Source organism: Streptococcus infantarius subsp. infantarius ATCC BAA-102 (assembly GCF_000154985.1).
Taxonomy (GTDB): Bacteria; Bacillota; Bacilli; order Lactobacillales; family Streptococcaceae; genus Streptococcus; species Streptococcus infantarius.
On sequence record NZ_DS572691.1, the window covers coordinates 123,879 to 144,901 of the forward strand.

Here is a 21,023-nt window from a genome sequence, read left to right on the forward strand (position 1 = left end):
AAATGCTTATGACAACTGAAAATATTGGTGATATTGTTATTTCACCACGAGTACTAGAAGTTATCACAGGTATTGCTGCAACAAAAGTTGATGGCGTTCACTCACTTCGTAACAAAGCCATGACTGATACTTTCAGCAAAACAGTTTTAGGTAAAGGTGTTTACCTTCAAACAGAAGAAGATGGTACAGTTAACGCTGATATCTATGTATATCTTCAATACGGTGTCAACGTTCCTGCTGTTTCAATGGCTATCCAAAAAGCTGTTAAAGCTGCAGTTTACGAAATGGCAGAAGTGACTATTTCATCTGTCAACATTCACGTTGAAGGAATCGTTCCTGAAAAAACACCAAAACCTGATTTGAAAGCATTGTTTGACGAGGATTTCTTGGATGACTAATAACTTTACAAATTCAAGACGTGACCTTCGTGAGCGTGCCTTCCAGGCACTCTTTAGCCTCGAATTTGGTGGAGAATATTTGCAAGCAGCTGAATTTGCTTACACTTATGATAAGACTGTCGAAGAAGACGAAGAAGTTCAAGTTCCAGTATTTCTTCTAAATCTTGTTAAAGGTGTTTGTGATTTGCAATCAGAACTTGATCAACAAATCGAAGCACACTTAAAATCAGGCTGGTCACTAGAACGTTTAACGTTGACTGATAAAGCTTTACTTCGTTTAGGTCTTTACGAAGTAAAATATTTCGAAGAAACACCAGGTCGTGTTGCGGTCAATGAAATCATTGAAATCGCTAAGAAATATTCAGACGAAACATCAGCAAAATTTGTCAATGGTTTATTGAGTCAGTTTGTTACTGAATAATAAAAAAGAGATGCTATACACATCTCTTTTTTGTTGTGTGGATAAGTAAAAAGTGTAATATAAAAGAATAGGCTTAGCCTGTTCTTTTTAAATGCTTCCCCCAGGAATCAATGAGATAGGTAAAATGTAGTCTTTATTTGTTTTTTCACCTTTGATGCGTTTTAGGAGAATATCGACAAGTAGACTTGCGATTTCATCGATTGGTTGACGGATAGTAGTCAACTGTGGGAAGTAACTTTCAATGAATGATGTGCCATCATAACCAATGATTTTCAAATCATCAGGGATGTTCATATCTAGCTGTTTAGCGATTTTCATTGTCAAAATGGCTGTCAAATCATCTGAAACAAATATCCCATCTGGACGATTGCTTGCGAGGATTGATTTAATTTCCATTTCACGTCGAATTGCGGATAAGTTGTTAGGAACTTTAAAGATTTCTCCGTGAGGAATTTGGAATGAAAATCCAAGTGCACGTAATTCGGTTGGTGAGTCAGTATTATCTTGCCCTGTAATCATGATGATGTTTTCGCAACCATTTTTTTGAAGCGTGCGAGCAGCCAGTTTTCCACCTTCAAAGTTGTCTGAAGCAACGACAGGGACGTTTGGAGCTAGGTTCCTATCGAAAGCAATAATTGGTGCACTGACGCGCTCGTAATCATCGATGCCAAGGTTGTGACTAGATGAAATGATGCCGTCAACTTGGTTAGCTTCAAGCATTTCAATGTATTCACGTTCTTTGGTTGGGTCATTTTCGCTGTTGCAGATAATCGTTTTATAACCACGTTTGAATAACTCGATTTCAAGATATTCAATTAACTCAGAATAAAAGATATTACTAATATTAGGAAGATTAAGCCGATAAGTTGGGCTGATTTTCCTTGGAGTCCACGGGCGAGGTTGTTTGGTTTATATCCCAAAGTTCTCATGGCCTCTTGGACTTTTTGTTTTGTCTTCTCTGACAAATAACCTTTGTTGTTGATAACGCGTGAAACGGTTGTTGGGCTTACCCCAGCAAGTTCAGCAACGTCAGTTAATTTTGCTACCATATTAGTATTTCAAATCAAAGTATGTACCAGTGACGTCTCCAGATTTAAGTGTAATTCCGTTTTGACCAGCTTCTGGGAAGATACGGCTAGTAAATACTTTTTCTCCTTTATTGATAAAGATTTCAATGATCGAATTATCTACAAAAATATTGGCTGTTGTTTCTTTCGTATCGATTGTACATTCTCGAGTAGTACCAAATTTTGTAGTGTATTGAACACCGGCTTTACTGCGGTCAAGGATAATTTTACCGTCTTTAGTATCTACAGTCAAGCTGAGTCCATTTCCTTTGTCATCAGCAAAAAGCAGAAGTTCTGATTTTTGATTTGCAGGAAATGTTAACTCTAACTCATAAGTATTGTTTGTTTGTGCTTTGTCAGCGAAAGCTTCAGAAGAATTACGAAGAGAAGTGATTGCCTCAACTGGGTATTGATAAAGTTTACCATCTTTAATAGAAAGTTTTTTAACAAGACTAAGAGCACCTTGGTAATCGTATTGGTCAGTTGGATAGTCGATGTCAGGAAGTCCAATCCAGCTAACAGCAAGCGCACGTCCGTCAGGGGCGTTGAATGCTTGAGTCGCATAGGCTTCAAAACCGTAATCAAGATTTTGAATGTCAGAAGCTCCGACTAGTTTTGCATTTTCTGCGTCAAACGATTGATATACTTTGTAGGTATTTGGGTAAATGTTGCGATAATCAAGTTCAGCTTTATCAAGTCCTTGTGGACAGTAGATAAGAACTGGTTTATCATCAACAAAAACAAGGTTTGGACACTCAATCATGTACTCTGAACCACTGTTATCAAAGTCAAGATTTCCAACTTCTTCCCAATTTTCGACGTTGTTGTCAACAGCTTTGTAAAGTTTCACGAAGCCTGATTCGTCAAGGTTTTGAGCGCCTACGATTGCGTAGAATTGACCTTTATAGTTGAAGATTTGTGGGTCACGGAAGTGCTCTGTTGCATCTTCTGGTTGGCGGATAAGAACGTCATCCATTTTAGTGATCTTGTGGTCTTTATCCATCCAAGCACCGATTTGAAGTGGGTCACGTACCCAGTTTTCGTCACGAACATTTCCTGTATAGAACAAGAAGAGTTTGTCATTGATTTCATAGGCAGAACCAGAGTAAGCTCCGTGGCTATCGTTTTTAGTGTCAGGGCGAAGTTCTACATTAGTTTCATGGAAATGAACCAAGTCTTCAGATTCAGTGTGAACCCATTGTTTTAGGCCGTGAGCAGCGCCAAAAGGCCAATTTTGATAGAACAATGTATATTTGCCGTTAAAGTATGAGAAACCGTTAGGGTCATTTAATAGTCCAGTTTTAGGCTCGATGTGGTAGCTGGTATGCCAAGGTGATTTTTTCACATTTTCAGTGATTTTAACAACCTCTTCCTCGCTCCAATCAGCGTAAGCACGGTATCGTACTTCTTGAGGTAAATTCATATTTTTCTCCTTTTGTTAATCTATCTACAACTAATATAGTAAACGTTTTCCGCCTAAAAATCAATTATTTTCCCGCAAAAAGAAAAAAATATGATAAACGCTTGACATAAAGCGTTTTTATGATAAAATGTAAATGTAGTTAAGTGAAACGCTTACAACCAAGCTTACAAAAGTAATTTTATATAAAGGAGTTTTTGCAAATGGATAACGCACAGATTGCAAAAGAGATTGTTGCTGCTTTAGGTGGCCTCGAAAACGTACGCAGTGTCGCTCACTGTGCCACACGTTTACGTGTTATGGTTGTTGATGAAGCAAAAATCGACAAAGACAAAATTGAAAATCTTGACAAAGTTCAAGGAGCTTTCTTCAACTCAGGACAATACCAAATTATCTTTGGTACTGGTCTAGTTAACAAAATGTACGATGAAGTTGTTGCTCTTGGTTTGCCAACAGCTTCAAAAGATGAACAAAAAGCAGAAGCTGCTAAACAAGGAAATTGGTTCCAACGCGCTGTCCGTTCATTCGGTGACGTATTTGTTCCATTGCTTCCAGCTATCGTAGCGACTGGTCTTTTCATGGGTATCCGCGGAGCTATCAACAATGATACAATTCTAGGACTCTTCGGAACAACATCAGAAGCTTTCTCATCTTCAAACTTTTACACATACACTGTTGTATTAACAGATACAGCCTTTGCATTCTTCCCAGCTTTGATTTGCTGGTCTGCATTTAACGTATTTGGTGGAAGTCCAATCGTAGGTCTTGTTCTTGGACTTATGATGGTTAACAACTCACTTCCAAATGCTTGGGATGTTGTCTCAAAAGCTGCAGAACCAATTAACTTCTTTGGATTCATTCCAGTTGTTGGTTACCAAAACTCAGTTCTTCCAGCATTCTTCGTAGGTTTGCTTGGTGCGAAACTTGAAAAATGGTTGCACAAAAAAATTCCAGATGTGCTTGACCTTTTGTTGGTTCCATTCTTGACATTCTTGGTAATGTCAATCTTGGCACTCTTTGTCATTGGTCCAGTTTTCCATACTGTTGAAAACTATGTTCTTGCAGGAACTAAATTCTTGCTTAGCTTGCCATTTGGTCTTTCTGGTCTTATTCTTGGTGGTATTCACCAAATTATCGTGGTTACAGGTGTTCACCACATCTTCAACTTGCTTGAATCACAATTGATTGCTGCTGATGGTAAAGACCCATTCAACGCTATCATCACAGCTGCAATGACTGCCCAAGCTGGTGCAACTCTTGCTGTTGGTGTTAAAACAAAAGATGCTAAACTTAAAGCTCTTGCTTTCCCAGCTGCTCTTTCTGCAGGACTTGGTATCACTGAACCAGCTATCTTCGGTGTAAACTTACGTTTTGGTAAACCATTTGTATTAGGTCTTGCGGCTGGTGCTTGTGGTGGTTGGTTGGCTTCAATCTTCAACCTTGCTGGTACTGGTTTTGGTATTACAATTATCCCTGGTACTCTTCTTTACTTGAATGGTCAAGTTCTTAAATATGTCATCATGGTTCTTGCAACTACAGCTCTTGCCTTTGTATTGACTTACATGTTCGGTTACGAAGATGATACAAAAGACGTTAAAGCTGCTAAAGAAGCAAAAGAAGTAGCTGAAGAAGTTACTGCACTTTCTCAAGCTGGTGTTTCTGAAGAAACAGTTGTAAGCCCACTTTCAGGCCAATCTGTTGAACTTTCTGCAGTTAATGACCCAGTCTTCTCATCAGGTGCTATGGGTAAAGGTATCGCTATTAAACCAAACGGTGACACAGTTTACTCACCAGTTGATGGTACTGTTCAACTTGCCTTTGAAACAGGTCATGCTTATGGTTTGAAATCTGACAATGGTGCTGAAATCCTTATCCACATCGGTATTGATACTGTCTCAATGGCTGGTAAAGGATTTAACCAAAAAGTTGCTGCTAACCAAAAAGTTAAAAAAGGTGATGTTCTTGGAACATTTGACCGCGCAGCTATTGCAGAAGCAGGTCTTGATGATACAACAATGATTATCGTGACAAACACAGCTGACTACCAAGAAGTAACACCAGTTGCTCAAGGTGAACTTGCTGAAGGTGCTGTGTTACTTGAACTTAAATAAGTATATATGTATATTTTAAGAGGTGTTTTTACACCTCTTTTTAAATGGAGTTAAAACCTTTGAAATAAGGTAATCTAAGCGTTTTTATTCTTGATATATCTTTTGAAATTTTGTATAATATTGTGTATAAAATAGCATTTAAAAGGGAGATAACATGACTAAATTATACGGTAGTGTCGAAGCAGGTGGAACAAAATTTGTTTGTGCTGTTGGTGACGAAAATTTCCAAGTTGTTGAAAAAGTTCAATTTCCAACAACAACACCTTACGAAACAATTGATAAAACAGTAGCTTTCTTCAAACGTTTTGAAGAAGATTTAGCTGGTATTGCCATTGGTTCTTTTGGTCCGATTGATATCGACCAAAATTCAGAAACTTATGGTTATATCACTTCAACTCCAAAACCACATTGGGCTAATGTTGATTTGGTTGGCTTGATTTCAAAACACTTCAAAGTCCCATTTTATTTCACAACTGACGTTAATAGCTCAGCTTACGGTGAAACAATTGTTCGTAAAGGTGTTAAGAGCCTTGTTTACTACACAATCGGTACTGGTATCGGTGCTGGCGCTATCCAAAATGGTCAATTCATCGGCGGTCTTGGTCACACAGAAGTAGGTCACGTCTATGTTGCTCCACATTCACATGATGTTGCTAATAACTTTAGCGGCGTTTGCCCATTCCACAAAGGATGTCTTGAAGGTTTGGCAGCTGGTCCATCACTTGAAGCACGTACAGGTATTCGTGGTGAATTGATTGAACTTAACTCAGACGTGTGGGATGTTCAAGCTTACTACATCGCTCAAGCAGCTATTCAAGCAACACTTCTTTACCGTCCAGAAGTCATCGTATTTGGTGGTGGTGTTATGGCACAAGAACACATGTTAAAACGTGTTCGCGATAAATTTAAAGCTTTGTTAAATGATTATGTACCAGTTCCAGATGTTACTGAATATATCGTAACACCAGGAGTTGCTGAAAATGGTTCTGCAACACTTGGAAACTTTGCCTTAGCTAAGAAAGTTTCAGAACGTTAATTTATTTTGATTAACAAGATGTAAGTGAGATTGAGGAAAAGTCCTGCAGGGCTGCTCTTCAATCTTTTTTTACACTGATAATTCCCGTGAAATACAGTGCTTTCTTGTTGTTAAGGTGAAAAAAGAGTATAATCGAAACAGGTGAATGCTCAGAAAATACTTAGAATGTTATTAATAAATACTAAAAAATCATACCATTTTATCTAGTTTATGGATTAGTTGTCATGATAGCGTATTCTTGTATAGGAGCGCTTTTTATGATAAAATGTGATGATAAGTTTATCGAAAGGAATTGGGATGGCAAATATTCTACGAACTGTTATCGAAAACGATAAAGGCGAACTAAGAAAATTAGAAAAAATTGCAAAGAAAGTTGAGTCATACGCTGATGCGATGGCTGCTTTGTCTGATGAAGAATTAAAAGCAAAAACACCAGAATTCAAACAACGTTATCAAAATGGTGAAACGCTAGATCAGTTATTGCCAGAAGCTTTTGCGGTTGTTCGTGAAGCTGCAAAACGTGTTCTTGGGCTTTATCCATACCGTGTTCAAATCATGGGTGGTATTGTTATGCACAATGGTGACGTGCCAGAAATGCGTACTGGTGAAGGTAAAACATTGACTGCGACTATGCCAGTTTACCTTAACGCCCTTGCTGGTGAAGGGGTCCACGTTATCACGGTTAACGAATACCTTGCAACACGTGACGCAACTGAAATGGGTGAAGTATATAGCTGGTTGGGACTTTCTGTAGGAATCAACTTGTCTGCAAAATCACCATATGAAAAACGTGAAGCCTACAACTGTGATATCACTTATTCTACAAACTCAGAAATCGGTTTTGACTACCTTCGTGATAACATGGTTGTTCGTCAAGAAGATATGGTTCAACGTTCATTGAACTTTGCCTTGGTCGATGAAGTTGACTCTGTCTTGATTGATGAAGCAAGAACACCTTTGATTGTCTCTGGTCAAGTTACTTCAGAAACAAGTCAACTTTACATTCGTGCAGATAAATTCGTTAAAACACTTGAAAGTGTTGATTATGTCATTGATGTACCAACAAAAACAATCGGTCTAACTGATAGTGGTATTGATAAAGCTGAAGAGTATTTCCACTTGGAAAATCTTTATGATTTGGAAAATGTTGCCTTAACACACTATATCGATAACGCTCTTCGTGCTAACTATATTATGATTTTAGATATTGATTATGTGGTTAGTGAAAATGGTGAAATCTTGATTGTTGACCAATTTACTGGTCGTACAATGGAAGGTCGTCGTTTCTCTGATGGTTTGCACCAAGCTATCGAAGCTAAAGAAGGTGTACGTATCCAAGAAGAATCTAAGACAAGTGCATCAATTACTTACCAAAACATGTTCCGCATGTACAAAAAATTGGCAGGTATGACTGGTACAGCCAAAACTGAAGAAGAGGAATTCCGCGAAGTTTACAATATGCGCATTATTCCAATTCCAACAAACCGACCAGTAGCTCGTATTGACCATCCAGATTTGTTGTATCCAACACTTGCTTCTAAATTCCGAGCAGTGGTGGAAGATGTTAAACGTCGTCATGCTAAAGGTCAACCTGTCTTGGTTGGTACGGTTTCCGTTGAAACATCAGACCTTATTTCTAAAAAATTGGTTGAAGCTGGTATTCCACACGAAGTCTTGAATGCTAAAAACCACTTTAAAGAAGCTCAAATCATCATGAACGCTGGTCAACGCGGTGCGGTTACAATCGCAACCAACATGGCTGGTCGTGGTACAGATATCAAACTTGGCGAAGGGGTTCGTGAACTTGGTGGTCTTTGCGTTATCGGTACAGAACGTCACGAAAGCCGTCGTATTGATAATCAGCTTCGTGGACGTGCAGGTCGTCAAGGTGACCCAGGTGAATCACAATTTTACCTATCACTTGAAGATGATTTGATGCGTCGTTTCGGTTCAGATCGTATTAAAGCTTTCCTTGATCGCATGAACCTTGATGAAGAAGAAGCTGTTATCAAATCTAAGATGCTCACACGTCAAGTGGAATCAGCTCAAAAACGTGTTGAAGGTAACAACTACGATATGCGTAAACAAGTCCTTCAATATGATGATGTGATGCGTGAACAGCGTGAAATCATTTATGCTGAACGTCACGATGTTATCACAGCAGACCGTGATTTGGCACCTGAAATCAAAGCAATGATTAAACGTACAATTAATCGTGCTGTTGATGCACACAGCCGTGCAGACCGCGAAGAAGGTATCAAGGCTATCTTGAATTTTGCTAAATCAAACTTGGTTGAGGAAGATTCTATTAAACTAGCTGACCTTGAAAATTTAGAATTTGAAGAAATCAAAGAAGAACTTTACAAACGTGCTTTGGCAGTTTACGATGCTCAAATCGCTAAACTTCATGATGAAGAAGCTGTTAAAGAATTCCAAAAAGTTTTGATTTTGATGGTTGTGGATAACAAGTGGACAGATCACATCGATGCGCTTGATCAATTGCGTCAATCTGTTGGTTTGCGAGGATACGCTCAAAATAACCCTGTTGTTGAATACCAATCAGAAGGTTTTCGTATGTTCCAAGCTATGATTGGTGCTATTGAATTTGACGTGACACGTACAATGATGAAAGCAAAAATTCACCAACAAGAACGTGAACGCTCAACTGAACGTGCAACAACAATGGCTGAAAAGAATATCTCTGTTCAACATGTTCAAGCACAATCTAATATCGATTACTCTAACGTTAAACGTAACGATTTGTGCCCATGTGGATCAGGTAAAAAATTCAAAAATTGCCACGGTCGTAAACATTTTTAAAAAAGACAACAGAAAATTCTGACAATTCATTGAAAAACCTCTTGAAAATGGTATAATAGATGAAATCTTAACTAATTTCAGTAGAGGGAAAATATATGTCATTTAAAGCAACAAGTAAAAAGATTAATTTCGATGCTCTTAAAGAAGAATCAAAATTAACTGGTAACGTTCTAGCTAAAAAAGAAGCTCGTGATCGCGAATTAGAAGCTATCATTAAAGGTGAAGATGACCGAGTTCTTTTGGTTATCGGCCCTTGCTCATCTGATAATGAAGATGCTGTGCTTGAATACGCTCGTCGTTTGGAAAAACTTCAAGAAGAAGTTAAAGACCGTGTCTTTATGGTAATGCGTGTTTACACAGCAAAACCACGTACGAATGGTGATGGTTATAAAGGTTTGATGCACCAACCTGATACATCAGAAGCACCAAGTTTGATTAACGGTATCAAAGCCGTTCGTCACCTTCATTATCGTGTGATTTCAGAGACTGGCTTAACAACAGCAGATGAAATGCTTTATCCAGAAAATCTTCCATTGGTAGATGATTTGGTTTCTTATATTGCTGTTGGTGCGCGTTCAGTTGAAGACCAACAACACCGCTTTGTTGCTTCAGGCATTAGTGTCCCAACAGGGATGAAAAATCCTACTTCAGGTAACTTGAATGTTATGTTTAATGGTATTTATGCCGCTCAAAATAAGCAATCATTCTTGTTTAACGGTGAAGAAGTAGAAACATCTGGTAATCCGTTTGCACACGCTATCCTTCGTGGTGCACTTAACGAATACGGTAAAAATGTACCAAACTATTACTACGATAATGTCATCGATACTATCGAACAATACGAAAAAATGGGACTTGAAAATCCATTTATCGTTATCGATACTAACCATGACAACTCAGGAAAACAATATTTAGAACAAGTTCGTATTATCCGTCAAACATTGATTAACCGTGATTGGAATGAAAAAATCAATAAATACGTTCGTGGTTTTATGATTGAATCATACTTGGAAGACGGACGTCAAGACAAACCTGAAGTTTTTGGTAAATCAATCACAGACCCATGTCTTGGTTGGGACAATACCGAAAAACTTGTTCACGAAATTTACGATACACTAGGTAAATAAATTATGGGAATACATCAAAAAAGTGCAACAATTGATATTGCACAAGTCAAAGAACAATCAAAACTAGAAGGTGATTTTCTTGCTAAGAAAAAAGCACGTGATGCTGAATTGGCAAAGATCATCAAAGGTGAAGATGACCGTATTCTCTTGGTCATCGGTCCATGTTCATCTGATAATGAAGATGCTGTACTTGAATACGCTCATCGTTTAGCGAAAATTCAAGAAGAAGTAAAGGATAAGATTTTCATTGTCATGCGTGTTTATACAGCAAAACCGCGTACAAATGGTGATGGTTATAAAGGATTGATGCATCAGCCTGATACGTCAAAACTTCCAAATTTGATTAATGGTGTTGCTGCTGTTCGTCATTTGCATTATCGTGTCATCACAGAAACTGGTTTGACGACTGCAGATGAGATGTTGTATCCTGATAACCTTACCTTGGTAGATGATTTGCTGTCATATCATGCTATTGGAGCTCGTTCGGTTGAAGACCAAGAGCACCGCTTTGTTGCCTCTGGAATTGATGCCCCTGCAGGAATGAAAAATCCAACATCTGGTAATTTGAATGTGATGTTTAACGGTATTTATGCTGCACAAAATAAACAAAACTTCATCTACCATAATGCAGAAGTTGAAACTGATGGTAATCCATTGGCGCATGCGATTCTTCGAGGTGCACTAACTGAGCATGGTGAAAATGTGCCAAACTACTATTACGATGACTTGTTGAAAGCAATTGCTCATTACGAAAAAATGGGACTTGAAAATCCATTTATCGTTATTGATACGAACCATGACAATTCTGGTAAACAATATCTTGAACAAATCCGTATTGTACGTCAAACATTGATTAATCGCGACTGGAGTGATAAAATTAACAAGTATGTACGTGGATTCATGATTGAATCTTACTTGGAAGATGGTCGCCAAGATACACCAGAGGTATTTGGAAAATCGATCACAGACCCATGTCTAGGATGGGATAAAACTGAAAAATTGATTCGTGAAATCCATGCAACCTTAAGTCATGATTCTTATGAGGAATTGCTATTCTAATTAATTGAATAACCTATGGGGCTGGGGATTTTTCTCAGCTCCTTAGTTTTGGAAATCATTAAGCGATTAAGCTGATAAGAGTTTTGACTTGGTTTAAAATCGTTTTTCACAAAGGAGACGTATGATTATTGGTCATGGCATTGACTTGCAAGAAATAGATGCAATCAAGCGAGCGTATGAGAAGAATAATAGATTTGCAAAGCGCGTGCTGACAGAAAAAGAATTTCAAGTTTTTTCAGGTTTTAAGGCTGAGAAAAGGCAAATGGAATTTTTGGCAGGGCGTTGGGCTGCAAAAGAAGCTTTCGCTAAGGCAATGGGAACTGGAATTGGGACACTTGGTTTTCAAGATATTGAAATTTTGAATAACCAGCTAGGTGCGCCTGAGATTACCCAGTCACCGTTTACGGGTAGATGCTTTATCTCACTTTCTCATACGGGGAATCTTGTGCAAGCCAGTGTTATCTTAGAAGATGATGAGTAACAAACTTTTTGAAAAATGAAAAGTAGGATTAATCGAGAAATTTTTTACTAGCTTTGGAGGAGAAAAAATGATTTCAAGTTTACACCGACCAACAAGAGCCTTAATTGATTTAGGGGCCATTTGTGACAATATTGAGACGGTTAAAGCTAATATTCCAGAAGGGAAAAAAGCTTTTGCGGTTGTTAAAGCTAATGCTTATGGACATGGTGCTAAAAAGGTTGCGCAAGCTGTGCATCACTTAGTTGACGGTTTTTGTGTATCAAATGTTGATGAAGCTCTTGAACTTCGTGAAGCAGGTATTGAAGAAACTATCTTAATCTTGGGTGTCATCATGCCTAATGAAGTTGCTTTAGCACGTGATTACGACATTACCTTAACTGTTGCTAGCCAAGAATGGCTTGATTTAGCAAATGAACAAGACATCAGTCTTAAAGGGGTTAACGTTCATTTGAAAGTTGATTCTGGTATGGGACGTATTGGTGTGCGTAGTCTTGAAGAAGCTGAAAGCTTAATGGCTAACTTGAAAAAAGCTGGCGCTAATGTAGAAGGTATCTTCACTCACTTTGCTACAGCTGATGAAGCTGATAATACTAAATTTAATGAGCAATTGGCATTCTTTACAAATATTGTTAATAACTTGAGTGAAAAACCTGCTCTTGTTCATGCTAGTAACTCAGCGACAAGTATCTGGCACAGCGAAACAATCTTTAACATCGTCCGTCTTGGTATCGTGATGTACGGATTGAATCCAAGTGGAACAGATATTGCTCTTCCATATCCGATTAAACCAGCTCTTAGCTTGGAATCAGCGCTTGTTCACGTGAAAACAATCCCAGCTGGTGCGACTGTTGGTTACGGTGCAACTTACACTGCTCAAAAAGAAGAATATATTGCGACTGTTCCAATTGGTTATGCTGATGGATGGACTCGTGATTTGCAAGGTTTCTCAGTTCTTGTGAATGGACAATTTTGTGAAATCGTTGGGCGCGTGTCAATGGACCAAATCACGATTCGTTTGCCAGAAAAATTCCCAATCGGTACTAAAGTAACTTTGATTGGTCAAGAAGGTGACAAGGCTATTTCAGCTACTGATTTGGCTCAAAAATGTGGTACTATCAATTATGAAGTACTTTGCCTTCTAAGTGATCGTATCCCACGTTTCTATTCAAAATAAGATAAAAAGGATTCTAGATTGTCGTGATTTTCTTACGACGATTTAGAATCTATTTTTTGTTATAATAGTAGCAAAGTGAGGTCTTATGAATTTACAATCATCAATTGAGGAATTAAAAGGCTTAGGTCCTAAGTCGGCAGAAAAATTCCATAAATTAGACATTTATACGATTGAGGATTTGCTGCTTTATTATCCTTTTCGTTATGAAGATTTTAAGAGCAAGAGTATTTTAGATTTAGTTGACGGGGAAAAAGCTGTTATTGTTGGAACAGTGGTAACACCAGCAAATGTCCAGTATTATGGCTATAAGCGTAATCGCCTGTCTTTTAAAATCAAACAAGGCGAGGCCGTTATTGCGATATCTTTTTTCAATCAGCCTTATTTGGCAGATAAAGTTGAGCTTGGCAGTGATGTAGCGATTTTCGGAAAATGGGATGCTCTAAAATCTGCAGTGACTGGTATGAAGATTTTAGCGCAGGTTGAAGATGATATGCAGCCTGTTTACCGTGTGGCACAGGGCATTTCGCAAAATGCTTTGATTAAAGCCATAAAATCCGCTTTTGCTCTTGGTGCACAAAATTGGTTGCCTGAGAATCTACCCCAAGTTTTTTTGGACAAATACCGTTTATTAGGTCGTGCAAAAGCAACAGAAGCCATGCATTTTCCAAAGGATTTAGCAGAATACAAACAAGCCCTTCGTCGTATAAAATTTGAAGAACTTTTTTATTTTCAAATGAATCTGCAAGCCTTGAAGGCGGATAATAAATCAGAAGCTAACGGTCTTATGATTGCATACGATGAGCAAAAAGTGGCTGATAAGATAGCGAGTCTCCCTTTTGATTTAACGGGTGGGCAAAAGCGCAGCCTTAGTGATATTTTGTCTGATATGCGCTCTGGTGGGCATATGAACCGTCTTTTGCAAGGGGATGTTGGTTCTGGTAAGACAGTGGTTGCAAGTCTTGCTATGTATGCGGCTTATACGGCAGGCTATCAGTCAGCCTTGATGGTGCCAACAGAAATCTTGGCAGAACAACATTTCGAGAGTTTAATGCAGCTGTTTCCTGACTTATCCATTGCTATCTTGACGTCAGGTATGAAGGCAGCTAATAAAAAAGCCGCTCTTGCTGCGATTGCGGATGGTTCTGTGGATATGATTGTGGGAACGCATGCGCTGATTCAAGATACGGTGAGTTACCATCGCCTAGGATTTGTTATTACAGATGAACAGCACCGTTTTGGGGTTAATCAACGTCGTATTTTCCGTGAAAAAGGTGAGAATCCTGATGTACTCATGATGACAGCGACACCTATTCCACGTACGCTTGCTATTACTGCTTTTGGTGAAATGGATGTTTCCATTATTGATGAATTGCCTGCAGGTCGAAAACCAATTATTACACGCTGGGTTAAGCATGAGCAATTAGATATTGTCCTTGACTGGGTCAAAAAGGAATTGCCAAAAGGTGCGCAAGCCTATGTTATTTCACCTTTGATTGAGGAATCTGAATCTCTGGATTTGAAAAATGCGATTGCTTTGCATGAAGATTTGTCTGAGTATTTTGCGGATTGTGCCAATGTTGCCTTAATGCACGGACGCATGAAAAATGAAGAAAAAGAAGCTATCATGCAAGACTTTAAAGCTCAAAAGAGTCAAGTTCTGGTTTCAACGACGGTGATTGAAGTTGGGGTCAATGTGCCAAATGCAACTATTATGATTATAATGGATGCTGATCGTTTTGGACTTAGTCAGCTACACCAGCTGCGCGGACGTGTTGGGCGTGGTGACAAGCAATCTTATGCGATTTTGGTTGCTAATCCAAAGACTGAGACAGGAAAAAAACGCATGAAAATCATGACAGAAACCACAGATGGTTTTGCACTGGCTGAAGCTGACCTTAAAATGCGTGGCTCTGGTGAAATTTTCGGAACACGACAATCTGGAATTCCAGAATTCCAAGTAGCAGATATTGTGGAAGATTATAATATTTTAGAAGAAGCTAGGCGAGTTGCCAGCCAGATCGTTTCAAATCCAAATTGGCGCCAAGAACCACAATGGCAAATCATCACTCAAAATCTCAAAGACAAAGGTAACTTTGATTAAGGTTTATGAAAGATTTCTACAAGGAAAGCTTAAGCTTTCCTTTTTATAATGGCTTTACCAAATGAAAGATGAGGTAAGCTTATGATAATAAACGTAACTTATAAGATGACATTTGCTAAAAAAATTGACGAGAAACCAGCTTACGGAAAGTAGGCTGAAAAAAAAGGACTCTTTTTTGATAAATGCTATGGCAGTAAAATCCTCAAAAGACATAAGACCATAGTGATAATTGGCTCAGTCGAATGTGACTGGGCTTTTTTAGTAACATTTGTTTGGAAAAGCCCTTGATTTTGGATAAAATCGTTGAAAATTACGCAAAAAAATAAAAAAATATCGATTTTCGATAAAAAGTGTTGCAAAACGAAAAACTTGTGGTATACTAAATATATCGAAAAACGATAAAAAATTTTCGAAAAAGAATAATTTAATATCGCAAAACGGATTTAACAATTGAGCTTAACCACAAATCCAATAGAAAAACATTTTTTAGGAGATTTATCATGAACACAAAAACTATCGAAACTGCTGCTAAAACTATTGCTAAAATTGCTATCAATATCACTATTGTAAGTCTCATTTTAATCATTCTTGCTGACTTTGCTTCACATTTTTACGGTTACGATAAAATAGCTCTAGGTCAATACGGTATGATTGAGTGGGCAATTAGTAAGAGCCAACATACTTGGGGCATTACATTTTTGACTTGTCTGGTAAATGGTGCCATTATTTACGGACTTACTAAATTAAAAGCTTTCCTTTCTGATTTGACAGTTGCTGATATTTTTTCAGACCGTACTTATAGCTTTTTGAAAAAAGCAACTCTTTACACATTTGTGGTATCAGTTTTCCAAAACATCTTGACAAATGCTTCTAATACAAGTAATATGACAGTTGACTTTTCAGTTTGCGGCTTTTTGGTCCTTGCTGTTGTGATTAGTAAATGGCTTCGCACTCGTCGCTTAGCTTAATGGGAAAATAATTTTAAGGAGACAATCATGAAGAAAACAAACTATAAAGCGTTGAAAGTTGCCAATGTTGTGATTAATATTGCAATTGTCTTAATCGTTTTATCTACAGTAGTTGTTATTTCTCTTTCGTGGACACAACCTCATTTGAACTTGATGAATCAAGCTGGAGATGGTTTTTCATTTGATGTTAATATTCCAGAAAAACTTTTGCATTCACCATCATTTCTTAGTTTGTTTGCTGTAAATTCATGCCTTTGGATTGCGCTCCTTGTTTTTGTGAAAATGTTTTTCAAAAATATTATCGATAATAATATTTTTACTCCAGAAAATGTAAAATTGGCACGTTATGTTGAGTACAATTTTATTGCCCTTGCATTTTTAGATAGCTGGTTCCAAAGTTTGTGTTCTGGTTCAGGAGTTTTATCTTTTGTTAACTGGGCTTATCTAGTAGCGGCATTTGTTGTTTGGGTATTTTCAATAATTTTAAGAGAAGCTAATGTCATTGCTGAGGAAAATGAATTTACAATTTAGAGGTAGTCATATGATTCAAATTAATCTTGATGTTGAATTAGCAAAACGAAAAATGAAATCAGGTGAATTAGCTGAACGTATCGGTATTACAAATGCTAATCTCTCTATCCTAAAAACAGGTAAAGCAAAAGCGGTTCGCTTAACGACCTTGGACGCTATTTGTCGTGAGTTAGGCTGTCAACCTGGTGATATTTTAGAATACATTCCTGATGAAGAATAACGCTAAAAAGCTGAAGCAAATGCTTCAGCTTTTTAGCGTTATTCACCTGATTAACCTTCGATGTATTCTTTTAATTCTTGTCCTTTTAGACCTGCATTTAAAGCGATGAGAAGTTTTAAGCGGGCTTTTTGGGCATTGAGCTCTTTGACGAACATAACCCCAGCGTTAGCGAGTTGAACCCCGCCTCCTTCGTAGGCATAAACAGGTTCAGCAATTCCGTTAAAGCAACGTGAGACAAGGACAACAGGGACGCCTTGCTTGATGAGGTCGTAGATTTCTTCGGCAGCGCGTGGTGGCATGTTTCCAGCACCAAGTGCTTCGATGACCACACCTTGAACGTTGCTTGGATTAAGGAAGCTAATGATACCATCGCCACCCATACCAGCATAGGCTCTGATAATTGGAACAGTACCTGAAATATCTTGTAAGTCAAAACGAACACGTGGCTCAGCTGTTCGGAAGAAGAGGATATCGTGTTTCATGATGATGCCTAAGGGTCCATGGATTGGTGTTTTAAAGGTTGAAACGTTAGTAGTATGAGTTTTTGTCACGTATTTTGCGGCGTGAATTTCATCGTTCATGACCACTAAAACGCCTTTACCAACTGCTTTTTCGTGACTCGCAACACGAAGGGCGCTGAGGTAATTGTAAACACCGTCACTCCCTAGTTCATTTGATGAGCGCATGGCACCAGTGAGCACGATTGGGATGTTAGGAACTTCCATGGTATCAAGGAAATAAGCTGTTTCTTCAAGAGTATCTGTTCCGTGAGTGATAACCACACCATCAAAGTTGTCAGCTTCTTCTTTAATTTTTTGATAGAGTTTTAACATGTGTTTTGGTGTGATGTGAGGACTTGGAACATTAAAAAAATCAAGTGCTGTCACTTGGATATTATCGAGATTAACACCGACATGATTCATCGGATTATCATTTTCTGGGCGGACATGGCCAGCTTCGTCAGCCTGCATTGAAATGGTTCCACCCGTGTGCAAGACAAGGATTTTTTTCATGACAATAAAACTTCCTTTTAAAAATGTGATATAATCTATTTTAACATAAAGAGGGAGGGCGAGAAACGGTTTGGCAATAAAAGCAGTATTTTTTGATATTGATGGGACACTTTTGAATGATCGTAAGAATGTGCAACAATCGACCTTGAAAGCTATAAATAGTTTGAAAAAACAAGGAATTTTTGTGGGAGTGGCAACGGGACGTGGTCCAGGTTTTGTGCAACCATATCTAGAAAATCTTGGTTTGGATTTTGCGATTTCTTATAATGGTCAATACATTTTTACACGAGATCAGGTGCTTTATCATAATCAAATGGCTGTGTCGACGGTTTATCGTTTGATTCGTTATGCCAATGATCATCGCCGTGAAATCTCTCTGGGAACAGCTTCAGGTTTGGTAGGCTCTCGTATTATCAACATGGGGACAAGTCGCTTTGGTCAAGTTGTCAGCACCCTTGTTCCGAAACGTTGGGCAAAAGCGGTGGAGCGCAGTTTTAAACACTTTATCCGACGTCTCAAACCACAAAATTTAAATGGGTTATTGGCGATTATGCGTCAACCGATTTATCAAGTGGTGTTTGTGGCAACTGAAGGTGAAACAGCTAATATTCAAAATGCTTTTCCTTGTATTAAAGTCACACGTAGTAGCCCTTATTCAGCTGACTTGATTTCAAAAGGACAATCCAAAGTCAAAGGAATTGAGCGAGTCGGTGAGATGTTTGGCTTTAGCCTAGATGAGGTCATGGCCTTTGGTGATTCTGATAATGATATTGAAATGTTATCTGGTGTCGGTATTAGTGTTGCTATGGGAAATGCTATAGAGTCTGTCAAATCCGTAGCAACTTATACAACAGATACTAACAACAATGATGGTATTTCAAAAGCTTTAGCTCACTACGGTTTGATTCATGCTGAAGTCGGTGAACGCTTTGATAGTCAAGATGACAACTTCAATAAAGTCAAAGATTTCCACCATCAAATGGACGGAGAAACTTGCGAGACACCACGACTTTATGGTGTCGAAGAAGCTGATCATCGCTCAGACTTCAAGGTTGAAGAGATTGTCGAATTCTTGTATGCGACAAGTAAAGGTAATCCACAAGCTTTCCAACAATCTGTAACCAATTTGCATGAAGCTGTTGATAAAGCTGTGACTAAGATTAAAAGTAAAGAACACCCAGAAACACCGCTTGTCGGTCAGGTGGATGCTCTGACAGATTTATTATATCTGACTTATGGTTCCTTTGTTTTAATGGGGGTTGACCCAAAACCATTCTTTGATATTGTCCATGAATCAAATATGGGGAAAATCTTTCCGGATGGTCAAGCACACTTTGATCCAGTTACACATAAGATTTTAAAACCAGATGATTGGGAAGAAAAATTTGCACCAGAACCAGCAATTAAACGTGAGCTGGACCGACAAATTCAAAAATCATTAAATCGTAAAAAAAGAAACCAAGCTAGTCATTAGACTAACTTGGCTTTTTTCGTAATTATAGAATAGTTGATTAAAAATTATTATTAAAGAGAATTGATATTACTCAAGACTTAGAATGTCTTTTCGCTATCACGAACAACTAGCAAATCGACTTTTGCATGGCGCATAATGTATTCTGATGAAGAACCGATAAGAAGTCGTTCAAAGGTATTAAGACCAGTTGCTCCGACCATAATCAAATCAGCTTTTTCTTTATCAGGAATATCACGAGCTAGGAGTGTTTTTGGATTACCAAATTCAATAACTTGTTTGATTTTAGTTAATCCTTTATCGCGAGCTTGTTTTTCGTAGTCATCCAATACTTCTTCAGCTTCTTGTTCGAGTTTTTCATAGACATAAGTATCGAAAGTAGCTACACTTTGAAGTGCGCGTGTATCAATGACATGTGTAAGTAGTAACTCTGCGTTATTGCGAAGTGCAATGTTTACCCCTTTTTCAAAAGCCAATTCTGATTCGTAAGAACCATCAATAGCAATTAGGATTTTTTCATAATGATGTGACATAAGCTGCCTCCTTAATTATGCTAGCAAGAGCGTAAAAGTGAGCGAAAACGTAGACTGGTAAGAAATCTTGGTTTTTATCGAGAACTAAGGTTAGTTATCCGTCAGCTGTTAGTAAGTTAACAGCCTTGCGCATTCCAAACTTCCTGCCCATATCAATAATTTTAATAAGCTAGTCGGGATAAGATAATCAAACGTTAACCGCTTACAATTATCATAATAAATATCCCTAAAATTATTATACTCTATTTGGTTGAAAAATGAAAGCGTTTAAGGAATTTTTCTGAATATTTTTGCTATAATGGTAAAAGTGAGGAAAAGTATGATTAAAGATATAAAATCGGTTTTAAAAGATTTGAATCTACACAAGTATATTTATGTCTTAAGAATAAGTATTCTCCAGTTTTTAATGACGACAATTGGCGCTTATGGATTGTCCCTTATTTTAAGAGTTATCTTGATTAGTTCAAATATTCCAGGAATGACAACGGATAATATCGTAAGCTTTTTAACGAAACCTCTAACTCTAGCTGTCCTTTTTGTGTATTTTTTGTTGCTCGCATTCTTGGTTTATCTAGAATTCTCTTTATTAGTAGAAATCATTGAGTGTAAGGAAGCTAAATTAGGAGTGAGACTTTTTTATTTTAAGGAAAGAAGCTATCATTTTTTAAAATCTATTTTAGGTTGGCATTTTTTAGCTTTTCTCTTCTATTTGATATTAACAATTCCCTTTGTAGAATTTTTGGTGTCATCAGCTTTGTTAGAAAGTCTTTATATTCCTAATTTTATTTCTGGAGAGCTTGTGAAGTCCACAAATGGAAAAATAATTTATTTTGGATTATATGCTATCTTTGCTTACTTCAATCTTCGTTTTATCTACGCCCTTCCTTTGGCGGTGACTAAGAAAGACAATCGCTTTGCGGTTGCATTGAAAGAATCTTGGTGGTTGACTAGGGGAACGAAAATCTTTCGAGTGTTGGGCTTTGCTTCTGTTATTTTAATTATCGTGGCTATTATCAGCCTTTTAAGTGCTGCGGGAATTGGTTTAGCAGCTTTGGTTGATGGCTGTGAGAAG

The 21,023-nt window shown here is 37.9% G+C and carries 18 protein-coding genes and 1 pseudogene; 15 read left to right on the top strand and 4 right to left on the bottom strand.

Features of this window, described 5'->3' with window-relative positions:
• Nucleotides 1-8 precede the first annotated feature (8 nt).
• Together STRINF_RS05180 and nusB are read left to right on the top strand one after the other, a co-directional pair.
• Nucleotides 9-398 (top strand): Asp23/Gls24 family envelope stress response protein, encoded by a 390-nt coding sequence (locus STRINF_RS05180; RefSeq protein ID WP_014335250.1) that lies wholly within the window; start codon nt 9-11, stop codon nt 396-398.
• The gene (gene nusB / locus STRINF_RS05185) at nt 391-819 is read left to right on the top strand and encodes a transcription antitermination factor NusB (RefSeq protein WP_006531995.1); all 429 of its coding nucleotides are present in this window, start codon (nt 391-393) and stop codon (nt 817-819) included. The genes STRINF_RS05180 and nusB overlap by 8 nt, the downstream gene beginning before the upstream one ends.
• A gap of 87 nt (nt 820-906) precedes the next feature.
• On the opposite strand, the pseudogene STRINF_RS05190 reads toward nusB, so the two are convergent.
• Together STRINF_RS05190 and STRINF_RS05195 are read right to left on the bottom strand one after the other, a co-directional pair.
• A pseudogene (locus tag STRINF_RS05190) lies at nt 907-1,868 on the bottom strand (LacI family DNA-binding transcriptional regulator).
• A 1-nt stretch (nt 1,869) separates the two neighbouring features.
• Entirely contained in the window at nt 1,870-3,309 is a 1,440-nt protein-coding gene (locus tag STRINF_RS05195) for a sucrose-6-phosphate hydrolase (protein ID WP_006531998.1), read from the bottom strand.
• 200 nt (nt 3,310-3,509) lie between these two features.
• On the opposite strand from STRINF_RS05195, the gene STRINF_RS05200 reads away from it, so the two are divergent.
• The 11 genes from STRINF_RS05200 to STRINF_RS05250 all read left to right on the top strand — a co-directional run bounded on the left by STRINF_RS05200 (nt 3,510) and on the right by STRINF_RS05250 (nt 16,934).
• Complete coding sequence (locus STRINF_RS05200; RefSeq protein ID WP_006531999.1) at nt 3,510-5,417, top strand: sucrose-specific PTS transporter subunit IIBC; 1,908 nt, start codon at nt 3,510-3,512, stop codon at nt 5,415-5,417.
• Nucleotides 5,418-5,571: 154 nt separating this feature from the next.
• On the top strand, nt 5,572-6,453 hold the full coding sequence (scrK, locus tag STRINF_RS05205) for a fructokinase ScrK (protein WP_006532000.1): 882 nt from the start codon (nt 5,572-5,574) through the stop codon (nt 6,451-6,453).
• 297 nt (nt 6,454-6,750) lie between these two features.
• Nucleotides 6,751-9,273 (top strand): preprotein translocase subunit SecA, encoded by a 2,523-nt coding sequence (gene secA / locus STRINF_RS05210; protein WP_043878354.1) that lies wholly within the window; start codon nt 6,751-6,753, stop codon nt 9,271-9,273.
• A gap of 95 nt (nt 9,274-9,368) precedes the next feature.
• Nucleotides 9,369-10,400 (top strand): 3-deoxy-7-phosphoheptulonate synthase, encoded by a 1,032-nt coding sequence (locus STRINF_RS05215; protein WP_006532002.1) that lies wholly within the window; start codon nt 9,369-9,371, stop codon nt 10,398-10,400.
• Between the two features lie 3 nt (nt 10,401-10,403).
• Nucleotides 10,404-11,459, top strand: a complete 1,056-nt coding sequence (locus STRINF_RS05220; RefSeq protein ID WP_006532003.1) for a 3-deoxy-7-phosphoheptulonate synthase — start codon at nt 10,404-10,406, stop codon at nt 11,457-11,459.
• Between the two features lie 121 nt (nt 11,460-11,580).
• Entirely contained in the window at nt 11,581-11,940 is a 360-nt protein-coding gene (gene acpS, locus STRINF_RS05225) for a holo-ACP synthase (protein ID WP_006532004.1), read from the top strand.
• Nucleotides 11,941-12,007: 67 nt separating this feature from the next.
• On the top strand, nt 12,008-13,114 hold the full coding sequence (gene alr, locus STRINF_RS05230) for an alanine racemase (RefSeq protein ID WP_006532005.1): 1,107 nt from the start codon (nt 12,008-12,010) through the stop codon (nt 13,112-13,114).
• Between the two features lie 85 nt (nt 13,115-13,199).
• The gene (recG, locus tag STRINF_RS05235) at nt 13,200-15,215 is read left to right on the top strand and encodes an ATP-dependent DNA helicase RecG (RefSeq protein ID WP_006532006.1); all 2,016 of its coding nucleotides are present in this window, start codon (nt 13,200-13,202) and stop codon (nt 15,213-15,215) included.
• 500 nt (nt 15,216-15,715) lie between these two features.
• A complete protein-coding gene (locus STRINF_RS05240; protein WP_006532007.1) occupies nt 15,716-16,183 on the top strand; it encodes a hypothetical protein in 468 nt (155 codons plus the stop codon).
• A 27-nt stretch (nt 16,184-16,210) separates the two neighbouring features.
• Nucleotides 16,211-16,714 carry a DUF2975 domain-containing protein gene (locus STRINF_RS05245; RefSeq protein WP_006532008.1) on the top strand — a complete coding sequence of 168 codons (504 nt, stop codon included), beginning with the start codon at nt 16,211-16,213 and terminating at the stop codon, nt 16,712-16,714.
• 10 nt (nt 16,715-16,724) lie between these two features.
• A complete protein-coding gene (locus STRINF_RS05250) occupies nt 16,725-16,934 on the top strand; it encodes a helix-turn-helix domain-containing protein (protein ID WP_014335241.1) in 210 nt (69 codons plus the stop codon).
• A 50-nt stretch (nt 16,935-16,984) separates the two neighbouring features.
• Here STRINF_RS05250 and STRINF_RS05255 read toward each other — a convergent pair whose 3' ends face one another.
• Nucleotides 16,985-17,947 (bottom strand): asparaginase, encoded by a 963-nt coding sequence (locus tag STRINF_RS05255; RefSeq protein WP_006532010.1) that lies wholly within the window; start codon nt 17,945-17,947, stop codon nt 16,985-16,987.
• Nucleotides 17,948-18,017: 70 nt separating this feature from the next.
• Here STRINF_RS05255 and STRINF_RS05260 point away from each other — a divergent pair, with 70 nt between their 5' ends.
• Entirely contained in the window at nt 18,018-19,421 is a 1,404-nt protein-coding gene (locus STRINF_RS05260; RefSeq protein WP_006532011.1) for a Cof-type HAD-IIB family hydrolase, read from the top strand.
• A gap of 77 nt (nt 19,422-19,498) precedes the next feature.
• Here the strand turns inward: STRINF_RS05260 and STRINF_RS05265 are convergent, their stop codons facing one another.
• Entirely contained in the window at nt 19,499-19,951 is a 453-nt protein-coding gene (locus STRINF_RS05265; protein WP_006532012.1) for a universal stress protein, read from the bottom strand.
• 319 nt (nt 19,952-20,270) lie between these two features.
• Between STRINF_RS05265 and STRINF_RS05270 the strand changes: the two genes are divergently transcribed.
• The coding region (locus STRINF_RS05270; protein ID WP_043878355.1) for a glycerophosphoryl diester phosphodiesterase membrane domain-containing protein at nt 20,271-21,023 on the top strand (753 nt) is incomplete at its 3' end.